The organism is Rhizobium sp. SAFR-030 (assembly GCF_059415005.1).
The window spans coordinates 71,507-85,671 of the sequence record NZ_JBPFDO010000005.1; the positions used below are offsets into that span (position 1 = coordinate 71,507).

Here is a 14,165-nt window from a genome sequence, read left to right on the forward strand (position 1 = left end):
CCGTCGATTGTATGCATTAATCCGGTACGGCGGCCGGCTGTTGCCGGTGACCGCATCATAGTTCTGGCCGGCCAGCGCCGCTCCGTGCTCCGGATTGACCGCTATTGCGGTACCTTTCGAGCATGTTTGCGCGCTTCACTACACCCTCACCCGCCTGTCCGGCAAGCGCCGCGGCATGGATAAAAGCATTCTGGCCCATCAGTTCGTCCATTTCGGCCGAGGTCAGAAGGGCGAAGGAGGGAATGTCCTCTTCCGCTTCCGTACCCAGCCTCCAGGCCTTGCGGGCCTGGTCTATCTTTCGCACTCCGTCGGCTGCAGCGTCCGCTGCGTGAAACACGCCGGCGGCCGCTCCCGAGCGGATGGCGGCATCCACTTTCGTGGCGCCGGTGACGAACTGGCCCGCCTTGCGCGCCATGCTCATCATGCCGAGAAGGTCGGCAACCAGAAGCCGTTCCACCAGATCGCCCAGATCCGGCGATGCCGTCACGTCCGTCTTCAGCGCCCGCGCAAAAATCTTGCGCTTGATCGCCGTGTCGATCAGGGCCCGTTCGCCCTTGATCCAGCACCCGCGTCCCGGAAGCTGGCGCTTCAGGTCGGGAACCACGTCGCCGGCGGGGCCGGCGACGAAGCGGATCAGCATCTCCGGCGACGTGGCTTCGCGGGTGACGATGCAGGTGCGGTCGTTCACCACCAGCTCCGCATCGTCTGCGCCTCCGTCATCGACAGTCGCTGCCGCGATCATTCCTGAACTGCGGCGTCCGCCTCCTCATCAGCCTCATCGGCGTCCAGTTCGGCATTGTTATCCTTGGCAAGGTCTTCCTCGGTGATCCAGCCGGCCATCAGACGGGCCTGCACGATCATGTTCTCCGCCTCGACGCGCGACACTTCGAACTTCGAGAAGGTGCCCTCGAACTTCTTGGTCTCACCGTCCTTGCGCTCGCTCCAGCCGATCAGATCGTCGGCAGCACAGCCGGCGAAATCCTCGACAGTCTTGATGCCCTCTTCACCGAGCGCGACCAGCATCTTGGCTGTCAGGCCATCGATCTGGCGCAGTTCGTCGGTAACGCCGAGCTCCTTGCGCTTGGCGTCCATTTCGCCTTCGATCCGCTCCAGGTATTCCTTGGCGCGCATCTGGATTTCGTTGGCCGTGTCGTCGTCGAAGCCGTCGATCGAGGCAATCTCGTCGAGTTCGACATAGGCCAGTTCCTCGACCTGCGCGAAACCTTCCGATGCCAGGACCTGACCGACCATTTCGTCGACGTCGAGCGCGTCCATGAACAGGTTGGTGCGCTCGTTGAATTCCTTCTGGCGACGTTCCGATTCCTCGGCTTCCGTCATGATGTCGATGTCCCAGCCGGTCAGCTGCGATGCCAGGCGGACGTTCTGGCCGCGGCGGCCGATGGCCAGCGACAGCTGCTCGTCCGGCACCACGACTTCGATCCGCTCGGCATCCTCGTCGAGAACGACCTTGGCGACTTCAGCCGGCTGCAGGGCGTTGACGATGAACGAAGCCGGATCCTGGCTCCAGGGAATGATGTCGATCTTCTCGCCCTGAAGCTCGCCGACGACGGCCTGGACGCGGGAACCGCGCATACCGACGCAGGCGCCGACCGGATCGATGGAGCTATCGTTGGAGATGACGGCGATCTTGGCGCGCGAGCCCGGATCGCGGGCAACCGACTTGATCTGGATGATGCCGTCGTAGATTTCCGGCACTTCCATAGTGAACAGCTTCACCATGAACTGCGGGTGGGTACGCGACAGGAAGATCTGCGGGCCGCGCTGCTCACGGCGCACATCGTAGACATAGGCACGGACGCGGTCGCCATAGCGCATGTTCTCGCGCGGGATCATCTCGTCGCGGCGAATGATGCCTTCGCCACGGCCGAGGTCGACGATGACGTTGCCGTATTCGACGCGCTTGACGGTGCCGTTGACGATCTCGCCGACGCGGTCCTTGAATTCGTCGAACTGCCGGTCACGCTCGGCCTCGCGAACCTTCTGCACGATCACCTGCTTGGCCGACTGGGCAGCGATGCGGCCAAAATCCATCGGCGGCAGCGGGTCGGCGATGAAGTCGCCGATCTTGGCGTCGACGTTGCGGTCGCGCGCCAGCTCCAGCGGGATCTGCGTCGTGTAGTCTTCCGCCACTTCGACCACTTCCAGAAGACGCTGCAGGCGGATTTCGCCGGTCTTCGAGTTGATGTCGGCGCGGATATTGCTCTCGGTGCCGTAGCGCGAGCGTGCGGCCTTCTGGATCGCATCGGCCATGGCGGCCAGCACGATTTCGCGGTCGATGACCTTTTCGCGCGCCACTGCATCTGCAATCTGCAGAAGTTCTAGCCGGTTAGCACTCACTGCCATTGTCGTCGGTCTCCGTAGATCGAATTTCGGTGTCCCGGGGTGCGGGACAGGAAAAAGGTTCAGTCTTCGTCTTCGATTTCGTCTTCGATTTCGTCGTTCTGGTTGGCGGCCTCGGCCTTCGCCAGCTTGTCGGCGCGCAACGCATCACGAATAAGGTCGTCCGTCAGGATCAGCTTTGCCTCGGCGAGCGCCGAATAGGGAACCGTGACGCGCGGATCCTCGCCGTTTGCCGGCTGGTCACGTTCGAGCGTCACGCCGTCTTCGCTGGTCTCGACGATCTTGCCGCGGAAGCGCTTGCGCCCGTCGACCAGCACCGATGTTTCGCACTTGACCAGATGCCCGGACCAGCGGACGAAATCCGACTTGCGCACCATCGGCCGGTCGATGCCCGGCGACGATACTTCCAGATGATACTCCCGATCGATGGGATCTTCCACATCAAGAACGGGCGAGATGGCGACGGACACTGCTTCGCAGCCTTCGACATTCATCGTCCCGTCGTTGCGCTCGCACATGATCTGCAGCGTCATGCCGTTCTGGTTGAGGAGCCGAACCCGTACGAGACGGAAATCCATGGCATCGAGCGTCGGCTCGATGATTTCAGCGACCCTGAGGTCGAGGCCGGTCTCAACGATAAGACGCGGTTCCTTCACATTGTCCTGCATAAGCTCTTCCGGCGCAGTCGCCGCATGCGGCGAACATCCTGGTGGTCGATCGCCTAACAAAAAAGAGCGGGTCCTTGCGGGCCCACTCTTCATCTGCCGATCAAGAATATGCTGTTCATATACACTTTTGGACCCGCTATTGCAAGGGCTCCGGCTTTCCGCCTCCTGGCGCCGCTTTTCGGCTTGCCGATCCCGACGGCACGACTAGTTTAGAACCATATCATGATTCACTGAGAGGTTTACCGTGCCACAGCGGGTCTCCCCTCTGGCGCCGTTCCGTCACCAGACCTTCCGCACCATCTGGATTGCCAGCATTTCATCCAACTTCGGCGGGCTCATCCAGGCCGTCGGCGCCGCGTGGATGATGACCGCGATTTCCAGTTCGGAGAACATGGTGGCGCTCGTCCAGTCGTCCACGGCGCTGCCGATCATGCTGTTCTCGCTGATCGCAGGCGCGCTCGCCGACAACTACAACCGGCGGACCATCATGCTGACCGCCCAGGGCTTCATGCTGGCGGTGTCGCTGCTGTTGACGGTGTTTGCCTTCTTCGGCCTGCTCAGCCCCTGGCTGCTGCTGACCTTCACCTTTTTCATCGGCTGCGGAACGGCACTCAACAATCCGTCGTGGCAGGCCTCCGTCGGCGATCTCGTTCCGCGTGAGGTGCTGCCGGCCGCGGTTACGCTGAACAGCGTCGGCTTCAACATCACCCGCAGCCTCGGCCCGGCGGTCGGCGGCGCCATCGTTGCCGCATTCGGCGCAGCGGCCGCCTTCGCCGTCAACGCCTGCAGCTATCTGGCGCTGATCTTCGCGCTGTTCCGCTGGAAGCTGGAGACGCCCGACAGCAAGCTGCCGCGGGAAACCATGGCGCGCGCCTTGTCGGCCGGCTTCGGCTATGTCGCCATGTCGCCGAAATTGCTCAACGTGCTGTTCCGGGCGCTGCTCTTCGGCCTTTCGGCAAGCGCCATCCTGGCGCTTCTGCCGCTCGTGGCGCGCGACCTCGTGGCCGGTGGACCGCTCACCTATGGCGTGATGCTCGGCGCCTTCGGGGTTGGCGCGGTCGGCGGCGCGATGCTGAATGCCCGGCTGCGGGAGATGTTCTCAAGCGAAATGATCGTCCGCATCTCGTTCATCGGATTTGCCGCCAGTTCCGTCGTCGCCTCGCTCTCCAGTTCAACCTGGATGACGGCTCTGGTGCTGCTGGTGCCGGGCGCCTGCTGGGTGCTTGCGCTGTCGCTGTTCAACACCACGGTGCAGCTCTCGACGCCTCGCTGGGTTGTCGGTCGGGCGCTGTCCTTCTATCAGACCGCGGCTTTCGGCGGCATCGCCGTCGGCAGCTGGGTCTGGGGATACCTCGCGGAGGAATACGGCGTTTCCACCTCGCTGATGCTGGCAAGCCTGGTCATGGTGCTCGGCGCCGCAGTCGGTTGGAAGCTCTGGCTGCCGTCGCTCGAGACGCTGAACCTCGACCCCGCCAACACCTTCCGCGAGCCTTCGCTGCGCCTCGACCTGCAGCCGCGCAGCGGGCCGATCGTGCTGCTTATCGACTACACGATCCACGAGGAGAACGTGGCCGAGTTCCTGACGCTGATGTCGGAGCGCCGCCGTATCCGCATCCGCGATGGCGCGCGGCAGTGGGCGCTGATGCGCGACCTGGAGAACCCGGACATCTGGACGGAAACTTACCACACCGCCACCTGGGCAGACTATGTGCGCCACAACCAGCGGCGCACGCAGGCCGATGCAGAGGTCTGGAAGCGGATCCGCGAGCTGCATGCGGGAGGCGAAGGGCCGCGCGTCCACCGGATGATCGAGCGCCAGGCCATACCGCCGCATGATGCGCTCGACGACGTGTTTCACAAGACGTCGCTCGATCTTCACCATTGAGGACCCGCCGATGACGCGTGTCTGCGCCACCGTGCTGGGCTCCAAGCTATCGCTGTGAAGGCTGCTACCGCAGCCGGGCCTTCAGGCTTTCGTCCGGGAAGCAGGTGGCCGCGAGCCCGTTCTTCGCCTGCCAGTCGCCGAGAGACCGGCGCGTCTTGAAGCCGGCCAGCCCGTCAGCCTTGCCGACGTCGTAACCCTTCGCCTGCAGAGCCTTCTGCATAGACTGGACATCTGACCGAAGCATCTTGCCGACAGCGCCCCACTGGCCCTGGAAGGAGCCCGCTCCATGAGCGATGCGATCGGCAAGGTTGCCGATGAACAGCGCGTAGAGATCGGAGTTGTTGTATTCCTTGAGCACGTAGAAGTTCGGCGTCACCAGGAATTCCGGGCCGTGGCGGCCGGCCGGCACCAGCATCATCCCGTCCGACTTTGCCTCGTTGGCCGGAAAAGCCTTGCCGCCGACGCGCTCGATGCCGGTCGCAGCCCATGCCGAAAGCGGCTTGGCGAGGTCAGGTCCTTCCTGCGCGCAGGAGACGCTGGCGGGAATGGTCACCTCGAAGCCCCAATCGCGGCCACGCTGCCAGCCTTTCAAAGCTAGGTAGTGGGCGATCGAAGCCAGGGTGTCCGGCACCGAATCCCAGATGTCCGCACGTCCGTCGCCGTCGAAGTCGACCGCATATTTGGCATAGCTCGACGGCATGAACTGCGGCTGCCCCAGGGCTCCTGCCCAGGACCCCATCATCCGCGAGGCCGAGATGTCACCGTGCTGGATGATCCGCAGCGCATCGATAAGCTCGGTGCGGAACATCTCCTTGCGAGTCGACATGAAGGCCTTCGTTGCCAGCACGTCGATCGCCGGGTAGGGCAGCTTCGCCCGGCCGTAACCGGATTCGCGACCCCAGACGGCCAGCACGATCGCACCTGGCACGCCATAGGCCTGCTCGATCTTGCGCAGCGTCGCGGCATGCGTGGCGGCAAGCGTCCGGCCGCTGGCGGCCAGACCCTGCAGGCGCTGTTCGGAAAAATAGGCGCCGGGGGAGGAAAACTCCGCCTGGCTCTGGTCGCGCTCCTTCGGCGGTGTGGTTCCCGGCGGCACGAGATCCGGCAGATCCCAATAGAGCCTGATGCCGTTCAGCGCGGCGGAAATGGTCGCGGCGGAAACGCCGGCCTTTTGCGCTTCCGGGGTGATCTCCCGGGTCAGCCAGGTTCGGAACTGTGCCTCCACTTCGGATTTCGACGGGGCAGCAGAAGCTGGAAGGCCAAGCGACAGGATGAATGCCGTCGCTGCCGCGAGAAGAAGGGGGGCTTTTCTCATCGCATCAGCTCCTCAGATCGCGGTTCGGGCACGAAGCGCCGCCGTCAGCGTTCCTTCGTCCAGATAGTCGAGCTCGCCGCCCACCGGCACGCCATGAGCAAGCCGGGTGATCTTGACCGGCAGGTCGGTCAGCCGGTCGGTAATGTAGTGGGCCGTTGCCTGGCCTTCGACCGTCGCGTTGACAGCAAGGATGAGCTCGCGGATGCCGCCCTCGCTCACCCGGTCGATCAGCCCCTTGATGTTGAGGTCGTCGGGCCCGACGCCGTCGAGCGGTGATAGTGTACCCCCGAGGACATGATAGGCGGCACTCATCGCTCCGGCGCGCTCCAGCGCCCAGAGATCGGAGACGTCTTCGACGACGATGATCATCGACTGATCGCGCCGCTCGTCGGTGCAGACCGTGCAGGGATCGACAGTGTCGACATTGCCGCAATGCGAGCAGATCTTCACCTTGTCGTAGGCCTCGCCCATCGCATGCGACAGCGGGCCCATCAGCTGTTCGCGCCTCTTGATGAGGTGCAAAGCTGCCCGGCGCGCCGACCGGGGCCCGAGACCCGGCACCTTTGCCAGCAGCTGGATGAGTTTTTCGATTTCTGGACCGGTAACGCGTTTTGCCATGCGCCGCTTTTAGACCATATGGTTGCGGAACGGAATCAACAGTTAAGGCTCCTCGCATGAAAGTCAGCGCCATCTGCATCGGCAATGCCGAGAAGCTGCCGGGCAAGAGCTTCAAGACAGGCATCAACAAGCAGCCGGTGTCGTCGGCGGTGCTTGTCGACACCGAAGGTCTGCTGGGTGATGCGGTCTGCAATCGCAAATACCATGGCGGACCGGACCAGGCGGTTCTCCTCGAAGGCAGTCTCACCCTGGACTGGTGGGCGCAGCAGCTCGGCAGGGACCTGCCGCCGGGAACGTTCGGCGAGAACCTCGTCATCGACGGGCTGGACAATCGCGATGTCGCCGCCGGCGACCGCTTCCATGTGGGGGAGGTGGTCTTGGAAGCAAGCTGCGCCCGCAGTCCGTGCAACACCTTCGCGGTGAAGATGGGTGATCCGACCTTCGTCAAGACCTATTTCAGAGGCGGGCGGCCCGGCATCTATTGCCGCGTCATCGAAACGGGTGCCGTTTCCGTCGGCGATCCGGTCCGTCATGAACTCTACGGAGGCGACCGCGTAAGCATTGCCGAAATGCTGGCCGCTGTCGGAAAAACGCTGACGGATGCCGAGAAGGCCCGGTTCCTCGCCGCCCCGATCGGCAGCCGCTGGAGGCCGACCTTCGCAAGCTAGCGGGCGCGATCGCAACTGCGGCACCTGCCATCTTCAGAGAGCAAGGATCAAAGCGCACGATAGTTCATGCGCTTTGATCGGATCTCAGCCGGCTATCAGAATGGCAGCTTCATGCCGGGAGGAATGGGAAGTCCGGCCGTCAGCTCGCGGGTTTTTTCCGCGGCAATCGTCTCGGCCTTGTCCTTGGCGTCCTTGTGAGCGGCGATGATCAGGTCCTCGAGGATCTCCACCTCGTTTTCCTTGAACAGCGACGGGTCCACCTTCAGGCCGAGCATCTCGCCCTTGCCGTTCAGTCGCACCGTTACCAGTCCGCCGCCGGCCTTGCCCTCGACGTCGAGCGCGGCGATCTCCGCCTGCATCGTCTCCATCTTGGCCTGCATTTCCTTGACCTTGCCCATCATTCCCATGATGTCGCGCATCGGGCGGCTCCTTCTTCTTCTCGTTAGAATTCGATGTCGTCGCCCGGAAGAATGTCTCCCTCGGCGGTTTCCATGGCCGCCGGCAACGGCGCTTCCTCGGCGGCCTCGTCCTCTTCACTGACGCGGATCCGCACATCGGTGACCTTCGCGCCTGGGAACTGGGCAAGAATCGCCGCCACGTCGGGATCGGCACGGGCATCCGTCAGCCGCGCCTCGCGGGCGGAATTGTCGGCCTCGATGAGGGTCGGCTCGCCGGCCTCCTTGCTGAGGCTGACGATCCAGTGGATGCCTGTCCATTCCTTCAGCTTGACGCCGAGCTCTCCCGGCAGCGTTCCAGGCGCGCCGTCGGTCATCCGCATATCGAGCCGGCCGGGTTCGATCTTCACCAGCCGGACGAAGTTGCGCACCAGCGCCTTCAGCTTGGCGTCACGGTTCTTGGTGCAGAGATCGGCGATATCCATCAGCGACCTGACGGGGACCTTCGGCTGTGGAGCTTCCTGCGTCCGCGCCTCGGTCACGCCGACGACTGACGGCTGAGGCTGAGATGACGGCACTGCATGCAGCATCGTCGTTGGCTGAGCCTGTGGCGCGCGGGAAGGCATGGCGACGTCGATAGAGCGGGCCGTTGCGGAAGCCTGTCCCGAACCATTGCCGCCGAGGCTTGCCCGCGCGCCGCCGTTGCCGGATGGCGACGGTGCGGCCGACTGGACGCTGCCTTCGCCGCCATTCAACAGATCGGCAACGCGGCGTGCGGCATCCTCCGGCGAAGGCAGGTGTGCCGCGTGCGTCAGGCGGATCAGCACCATTTCGGCGGCACCGGCCGGGCGGGACGAATTCTCGGCTTCCGGAATGCCCTTCAGCAGCATCTGCCAGATGCGCGACAGCGTGCTGACTGCGACCGACCCGGCGAACTCGGCGCCGCGCAACCGTTCCACTTCGCTGAGCGACGGATCGTCGGCGGCATCCGGGATATACTTGATGCGGGTGACCAGGTGGGTGAAGTCAGCAAGATCCGTCAGCACCACCACCGGATTGGCACCTGCTTCGTACTGGCCGGTGAACTCCTGCAGGGCAGCGGTCACGTCGCCGCTGACGATGTTGGCGAAGAGGTCAACGATGCGCGCCCGGTCGGCAAGGCCGAGCATGCTGCGCACGGTGTCCACCTGCACATGCCCGCCGCCATGCGCGATCGCCTGGTCGAGCAGCGACAGGCCGTCGCGCGCCGAACCTTCCGCGGCACGGGCAACCATTGCCAGCGCCTCGGGTTCGAAGGGAATGCCTTCCTTGCCAAGGATGGTGGAGAACAGGCCGACCAGATCGGCGGCGCTGATGCGGCGCAGGTCGAACCGCTGGCACCGCGACAAGACCGTGATCGGCACCTTGCGGATCTCGGTCGTCGCGAAGATGAACTTGACGTGCTCCGGCGGCTCCTCGAGCGTCTTCAGGAGGCCGTTGAAGGCCTGCGTCGAGAGCATGTGCACTTCGTCGATGATGTAGACCTTGTAGCGCGCCGAAACCGGCCGGTAGCGCACCTGCTCGATGATCTCGCGGATGTCGTCGATGCCGGTATGCGAGGCGGCATCCATCTCGATCACGTCGACGTGCCGGCCTTCCATGATCGCCTGGCAATGCTCGCCGGGGATGCGCAGGTCGATCGTCGGTCTATCGATCTCGTGGGTCTTGTAGTTGAGCGCGCGCGCCAGGATGCGGGCCGTGGTCGTCTTGCCGACGCCGCGCACGCCGGTCAGCATGTAGGCCTGGGCGATGCGGCCGGTCTCGAACGCGTTGGTCAGCGTGCGGACCATCGGCTCCTGACCGACCATCAGATCTGAGAAATCCTTAGGCCGATATTTGCGCGCCAGCACGCGGTAGCCGGAGGCTCCCGTCGCGCCGTTTCCCGAAATTGTCGGCAAGGTGTCGCTCATGAAGTCCGCCAGCCTTAAGGGCCGTTCCAGCCTTCAACCAGCCTATGGACTGGACCGGACGCTGACCAAGGAAAAATGAGGTGGGAGGCTGGCACGGCGACCCGTGCCTGGCTCGTTAGGGCTGCTTCCTTCCGGACCTGACCCGGTTGGCGAGTGGCTCGTCCACCACCAACCTCCCGGCGTCACATATCGACAATTCGAGAACCAAATGCAAGCCAAGCCGGCAAAAAACTGCTAGCCCTTATGAAAATTAGGAGGGTGTCGTGAGTGAGTTTCAACTGGATGCGCGGCTGGCCAGGGATTCCGATCTGGTGACCGTGCTTGGCCTTTGCCAGCTGCGAATTCTCCACGACAGCCGCTGGCCCTGGCTGATGCTGGTGCCGCAGCGGGCCGGCAAGACGGAGGTCTTCGAACTGCAGCCGCTCGACCAGGCCTTGCTGACCTTCGAGACCAATCTCGTCGCCGAGGCGCTGAAGAAGGTCACCAACGCGCGAAAGATCAACATCGGCGCGCTGGGGAATGTCGTCTCGCAGCTGCACGTGCATGTTGTGGCGCGCAACGAGGGTGATCCGAACTGGCCCGGGCCGATCTGGGGCCACGGTTCTGCCACAGCCTACGACGAAAACGCCAGGAAGGCCTTTCTGAAAACACTGAGTGAAGCCCTCTCATCATGACACTTGCCCTGTTCGATACCGCTGCACCTCACGAGGAGGCGAGCCGCCTCACAGCCTTCTCCGGCAACCGTCTGGATCGCGATGCCGAGCATCGCGGCGATGATTGCATCGAAACGGCGCTCCAGCATCCGGGCGCCCATGTCCTGGTCTCTGCCGCCGGCAAGCTCGTGCTGAAGCACGACGAGCAGGTGCTCGATGCGCTGTTTGCTCCGCATGAACTGGCCGGGCTGCATCCGCAGATGGATACGCTGATCCTGCTCGGCTACCGGCCGAACGGCGAGCCGCGGCTGGCGGTCAACGTCGCCCTGCAGGCAGAGGAACTGGCGACCCATTTCAAGATCACCGAAGCCCGCTCCGCCTTCCGCGACGGGCTGCTGGACGAGGAGACGTTGGGCGAGGTGGCGCAGGCGCTGAGCCTGCTGCACTGGAACGCCGCCAACAGGTTCTGCGGCAAGTGCGGCACGCCGACCGAAAGCCAACTCGGCGGCTATAAGCGCATCTGCCCCGCCTGCGGCCACATGATGTTCCCGCGCACGGATCCGGTGGTGATCATGCTGACGGTCGACGTCGCACGCGATCGCGTCCTGCTCGGCCGTAGTCACCACTTCACACCGGGCATGTATTCCACGCTTGCCGGCTTCCTGGAGCCGGGCGAAACCATTGAGGATGCCGTCCGGCGCGAGACGCTGGAGGAAAGCGGCATCCGTGCAGGCCGCGTCCGCTACCACGCCTCGCAGCCCTGGCCGATGCCGCATTCGCTGATGATCGGTTGCTTTGCCGAGGCGCTGTCGGAGGAGATTTCGGTGGACACGCAGGAGCTTGCCGATTGCCGCTGGTTCACCCGATCAGAGGTGGAGACCATGCTCGACGCGGATCCGGCCAGCGAAGGACCGTTCGCGCCGCCTGGGGGCGCGATCGCCCACCGGCTGATGCGTGACTGGGTCGAGTGGCCGCGCTGATCAGGCGTGCTGCCTTCGGGTGAATTCACGCACCGCAAGCGATACGCCGGCGATCTGCAGCAGGCAGCCGGCAGCTTCCGAGACCGTCGGCCACCGCCCGTCGAGCGACAGGCCGAAGATCAGCCCGAACACCGTCTCCGCGACGATGAGTTGGGCCGTGAGGGCAAGCGGCAGGCGGTGCGAGGCGATGCTCCAGCACCAGGTGGCGAGCCAAGAGGCGGCCATGCCGAGCACCAGTGCCCAGAGCAGGAAATGCGTGAGCACCTCAGTCGGTACAGTCCGGTAGGCGTCCGAGGAGAACGGGATCAGTAGCAGCGAGCCTGCCAGCGCCCCAAATCCGTGCAGCGTCGTCCAGTCGAGCGCGCTGGGCGGGTTCTCGGCGCGCATCAGCCGGGAATTGACGATACCGTAGATGACCCAGACCAGAAGTGCTGCGACGGCGCAGCCGGCTCCCGCCAGCATCATCCGCTGGCCTTCGACATCCAGCTTGGCCACCAGCTCGACATTGACGATGAGGATGCCGGCACCGATCATCAGGAGCGGCGCGGCAAGCCGTTTCCAGCCGATCGTCCGCTCGATGAGGTTGGCGATAGCCGGCAGAACCACCGGCGTCACGCCGATGATCAGCGGCGGCACAACCGGTCCGGCAAGCAGGACTGCCTGCGAGGCGAGTACGAAATAGCCGACATAGCCGATGACGCCGAGCGCCATGCCGACGAATGCCCGCCGTATGCCGATACCGCGCAGCCGGAAGCGCGGATGCAGCATGGTGATCAGGCAGGTCAGCCCGAAGATCGCATAGCGGGCAATGGTGATGTCGAACAGCGAAAAGGGCTGGACCAGCCGCGCCGCGACGAAGGTAAGCCCCCAGAGGGCGCCCGTCAGCAAGCCGGCGAGAATTCCGATGAACATGCCGGACATCCTTGTGATGCCTTCGCCCCGACGACCGAGGGCGATGAATGCCCCGACGCCGCCGCCCGGGACGAGAGAGGAGGGCTAGTTGCCGTTCAGCGCACCGCGCATCGGGTGGCCGGGATAGACGCCGAGGATGCGGACTTTTTCCGAAAAGAACTGCAGCTCCTCCAGCGCCCGACGCACCGGGGCATCCTCGGGATGTCCCTGGATGTCGGCATAGAACTGCGTGGCGGTGAACGTCCCGCCAATCTGGTAGCTTTCCAGCTTCGTCATGTTGATGCCGTTGGTCGCAAAACCGCCGAGCGCCTTGTACAGGGCTGCCGGGATATTGCGGACATTGAAGACGAAGGTGGTAACGACCACGTCCGCGCCGCCTGTTCTCGGCGTCCAGCTTTCGTCCCGCGACAGGACAACGAAGCGGGTGACGTTCTGCTCGGAGTCCTCGACATTCTCCTGCAGGATGTCGAGACCGTAGAGGCCGGCGGCCAGCCGCGGCGCAAGTGCCGCCATCGAGCGGTCTCCGCGTTCTGCGACCAGCTTCGCGGCGCCGGCCGTATCACCCGCGACAACGGCCTTCCAGCCGTTCGAGCGAATGATCTTGCGGCACTGGCCGAGTGCATGGATATGGCTGTGCACGGTGCGGATCTCGTCCCGTCCGACGCCCGGCAGCACCATCAGCTGGAAGCGGATCGGCATGAAATATTCGCCGACAATGTGCAGCTTCGATTCCGGCAGCAGGTGGTGGATATCAGCCACGCGGCCGGCAAGCGTATTTTCGATCGGGATCATAGCCAGGTCCGCCTCGCCGCTCTCCAGTGCCGTGAAGGCATCCTCGAAGGTCGGGCAGGGCAGCGGATCCATGGCCGGGAACATGTCCCGGCTGGCCATGTCGGAGTTTGCGCCATAATCGCCCTGGAAGGCGATGCGATTGGTCGGGGAAGCCATGGGGGATGTCCGTCAGAGGGAGCGGCCGGCGAGGAGCGCGCGAGCCTTTTCGAGGTCGGCCGGAGTATCGACGCCGAGCGGAACGGTGTCAATGATCTCGACATCGATGCGCATGCCCGCCTCGAGTGCCCGCAGTTGTTCCAGCGATTCACGCTTCTCGAGCACCGACGGTGCAAGCGACACGAAGCGTTCCAGCGCGCGGCGCCGATAGGTGTAGAGGCCGATGTGGTGATAGAGCGGGCCCTCGCCATGCGGAGCCGTCGCCCGGGTGAAGTAGAGCGCCCGCATCCGGGTGTCCGAGAGCGGCGAGCCTACGACCTTGACGATGTGCGGCAGGGTCTTGTCGGCCTCGTTGTCGATGACGACGGAAAGCGTCGCGATATCCACGGAAGGGTCTTGCATGGGACGCAGCGAAGCGAGCACGGCGGCCGGGTCGATGGTCGGCAGGTCGCCCTGAATATTGACGACGAACTCGCTCCTGCCATCGGGATCGGCGGACTGCAGCGCCTCGTGGATGCGATCCGAGCCAGACTGGTGATCCTGACGGGTCATGACGACATCGAAGCCTTCGTTCTTCACCACGTCGAAGACGCGCTGGTCGTCGACGGCAACAACGATACGGCCGACATCCGCCTCGCGTGCGCGACGCGCCACCTGGACGATCATCGGCGCCCCGCAGATGTCTGCAAGCGGTTTTCCGGGCAGGCGCGTCGAGGCCATGCGGGCAGGAATGAGAACGATCGTTCTGTCGAAATCCGGATTGCGCATGGAAGGCCTCGCTCGGCCCTGAGGATGGCAAAAGGTCTCAGGGGG

At 64.1% G+C, this 14,165-nt stretch carries 14 protein-coding genes and 1 other RNA gene; 4 read left to right on the forward strand and 11 right to left on the reverse strand.

What is annotated here, in order from left to right:
* Positions 1-55 precede the first annotated feature (55 nt).
* Genes ACR65N_RS16010 through rimP form a run of 3 tightly spaced genes read right to left on the reverse strand, consistent with a single transcriptional unit; the run spans position 56 to position 3,029 of the window.
* The gene (locus tag ACR65N_RS16010; RefSeq protein WP_440457825.1) at positions 56-742 is read right to left on the reverse strand and encodes an RNA-binding protein; all 687 of its coding nucleotides are present in this window, start codon (positions 740-742) and stop codon (positions 56-58) included.
* A complete protein-coding gene (gene nusA, locus ACR65N_RS16015; RefSeq protein WP_430306448.1) occupies positions 739-2,364 on the reverse strand; it encodes a transcription termination factor NusA in 1,626 nt (541 codons plus the stop codon). Before nusA ends, ACR65N_RS16010 begins: the two co-directional genes overlap by 4 nt.
* 59 nt (positions 2,365-2,423) lie before the next feature.
* Positions 2,424-3,029 carry a ribosome maturation factor RimP gene (rimP, locus tag ACR65N_RS16020; protein ID WP_440457826.1) on the reverse strand — a complete coding sequence of 202 codons (606 nt, stop codon included), beginning with the start codon at positions 3,027-3,029 and terminating at the stop codon, positions 2,424-2,426.
* Between the two features lie 244 nt (positions 3,030-3,273).
* Between rimP and ACR65N_RS16025 the strand changes: the two genes are divergently transcribed.
* Positions 3,274-4,914, forward strand: coding sequence for an MFS transporter (locus ACR65N_RS16025; protein ID WP_440457827.1), 1,641 nt, complete (start codon positions 3,274-3,276; stop codon positions 4,912-4,914).
* Positions 4,915-4,978: 64 nt separating this feature from the next.
* On the opposite strand, the gene ACR65N_RS16030 is transcribed toward ACR65N_RS16025, so the two are convergent.
* Both ACR65N_RS16030 and recR read right to left on the reverse strand, forming a co-directional pair.
* Positions 4,979-6,229, reverse strand: coding sequence for a lytic murein transglycosylase (locus ACR65N_RS16030; RefSeq protein ID WP_440457828.1), 1,251 nt, complete (start codon positions 6,227-6,229; stop codon positions 4,979-4,981).
* A 12-nt stretch (positions 6,230-6,241) separates the two neighbouring features.
* Positions 6,242-6,847 carry a recombination mediator RecR gene (recR, locus tag ACR65N_RS16035; RefSeq protein WP_440457829.1) on the reverse strand — a complete coding sequence of 202 codons (606 nt, stop codon included), beginning with the start codon at positions 6,845-6,847 and terminating at the stop codon, positions 6,242-6,244.
* A 56-nt stretch (positions 6,848-6,903) separates the two neighbouring features.
* Here recR and ACR65N_RS16040 point away from each other — a divergent pair, with 56 nt between their 5' ends.
* Entirely contained in the window at positions 6,904-7,515 is a 612-nt protein-coding gene (locus tag ACR65N_RS16040; protein ID WP_440457830.1) for an MOSC domain-containing protein, read from the forward strand.
* A gap of 95 nt (positions 7,516-7,610) precedes the next feature.
* Here the strand turns inward: ACR65N_RS16040 and ACR65N_RS16045 are convergent, their stop codons facing one another.
* From ACR65N_RS16045 to ffs, 3 genes are all read right to left on the reverse strand, one after another.
* On the reverse strand, positions 7,611-7,934 hold the full coding sequence (locus tag ACR65N_RS16045; protein WP_440457831.1) for a YbaB/EbfC family nucleoid-associated protein: 324 nt from the start codon (positions 7,932-7,934) through the stop codon (positions 7,611-7,613).
* A 23-nt stretch (positions 7,935-7,957) separates the two neighbouring features.
* Positions 7,958-9,859 carry a DNA polymerase III subunit gamma/tau gene (locus tag ACR65N_RS16050; RefSeq protein ID WP_440457832.1) on the reverse strand — a complete coding sequence of 634 codons (1,902 nt, stop codon included), beginning with the start codon at positions 9,857-9,859 and terminating at the stop codon, positions 7,958-7,960.
* Between the two features lie 80 nt (positions 9,860-9,939).
* Positions 9,940-10,036, reverse strand: an RNA gene (gene ffs / locus ACR65N_RS16055) — signal recognition particle sRNA small type.
* A gap of 86 nt (positions 10,037-10,122) precedes the next feature.
* On the opposite strand from ffs, the gene ACR65N_RS16060 reads away from it, so the two are divergent.
* Positions 10,123-10,533, forward strand: a complete 411-nt coding sequence (locus ACR65N_RS16060; protein ID WP_440457833.1) for an HIT family protein — start codon at positions 10,123-10,125, stop codon at positions 10,531-10,533.
* Entirely contained in the window at positions 10,530-11,492 is a 963-nt protein-coding gene (gene nudC, locus ACR65N_RS16065) for an NAD(+) diphosphatase (RefSeq protein ID WP_440457834.1), read from the forward strand. Before ACR65N_RS16060 ends, nudC begins: the two co-directional genes overlap by 4 nt.
* Here nudC and ACR65N_RS16070 read toward each other — a convergent pair whose 3' ends face one another.
* From ACR65N_RS16070 to ACR65N_RS16080, 3 genes are all read right to left on the reverse strand, one after another.
* Positions 11,493-12,404, reverse strand: a complete 912-nt coding sequence (locus tag ACR65N_RS16070; RefSeq protein ID WP_440457835.1) for a DMT family transporter — start codon at positions 12,402-12,404, stop codon at positions 11,493-11,495. It abuts the gene before it with no gap.
* Positions 12,405-12,488: 84 nt separating this feature from the next.
* Positions 12,489-13,352: a prephenate dehydratase gene (locus ACR65N_RS16075; protein WP_440457836.1), complete on the reverse strand. Its 864-nt coding sequence runs from the start codon at positions 13,350-13,352 to the stop codon at positions 12,489-12,491.
* A gap of 12 nt (positions 13,353-13,364) precedes the next feature.
* Positions 13,365-14,120 carry a 3-deoxy-manno-octulosonate cytidylyltransferase gene (locus tag ACR65N_RS16080; RefSeq protein ID WP_440457837.1) on the reverse strand — a complete coding sequence of 252 codons (756 nt, stop codon included), beginning with the start codon at positions 14,118-14,120 and terminating at the stop codon, positions 13,365-13,367.
* Positions 14,121-14,165: the final 45 nt, after the last annotated feature.

What these genes read in the sequence shown, in the direction of transcription:
- ACR65N_RS16080 (WP_440457837.1), bottom strand. Translation starts at nt 14,120, where the DNA reads ATGCGCAATCCGGATTTCGACAGAACGATCGTTCTCATTCCTGCCCGC.
- ACR65N_RS16075 (WP_440457836.1), bottom strand. Translation starts at nt 13,352, where the DNA reads ATGGCTTCCCCGACCAATCGCATCGCCTTCCAGGGCGATTATGGCGCA.
- ACR65N_RS16070 (WP_440457835.1), bottom strand. Translation starts at nt 12,404, where the DNA reads ATGTTCATCGGAATTCTCGCCGGCTTGCTGACGGGCGCCCTCTGGGGG.
- ACR65N_RS16050 (WP_440457832.1), bottom strand. Translation starts at nt 9,859, where the DNA reads ATGAGCGACACCTTGCCGACAATTTCGGGAAACGGCGCGACGGGAGCC.
- ACR65N_RS16010 (WP_440457825.1), bottom strand. Translation starts at nt 742, where the DNA reads ATGATCGCGGCAGCGACTGTCGATGACGGAGGCGCAGACGATGCGGAG.
- nusA (WP_430306448.1), bottom strand. Translation starts at nt 2,364, where the DNA reads ATGGCAGTGAGTGCTAACCGGCTAGAACTTCTGCAGATTGCAGATGCA.
- recR (WP_440457829.1), bottom strand. Translation starts at nt 6,847, where the DNA reads ATGGCAAAACGCGTTACCGGTCCAGAAATCGAAAAACTCATCCAGCTG.
- ACR65N_RS16040 (WP_440457830.1), top strand. Translation starts at nt 6,904, where the DNA reads ATGAAAGTCAGCGCCATCTGCATCGGCAATGCCGAGAAGCTGCCGGGC.
- rimP (WP_440457826.1), bottom strand. Translation starts at nt 3,029, where the DNA reads ATGCAGGACAATGTGAAGGAACCGCGTCTTATCGTTGAGACCGGCCTC.
- ACR65N_RS16030 (WP_440457828.1), bottom strand. Translation starts at nt 6,229, where the DNA reads ATGAGAAAAGCCCCCCTTCTTCTCGCGGCAGCGACGGCATTCATCCTG.
- ACR65N_RS16045 (WP_440457831.1), bottom strand. Translation starts at nt 7,934, where the DNA reads ATGCGCGACATCATGGGAATGATGGGCAAGGTCAAGGAAATGCAGGCC.
- nudC (WP_440457834.1), top strand. Translation starts at nt 10,530, where the DNA reads ATGACACTTGCCCTGTTCGATACCGCTGCACCTCACGAGGAGGCGAGC.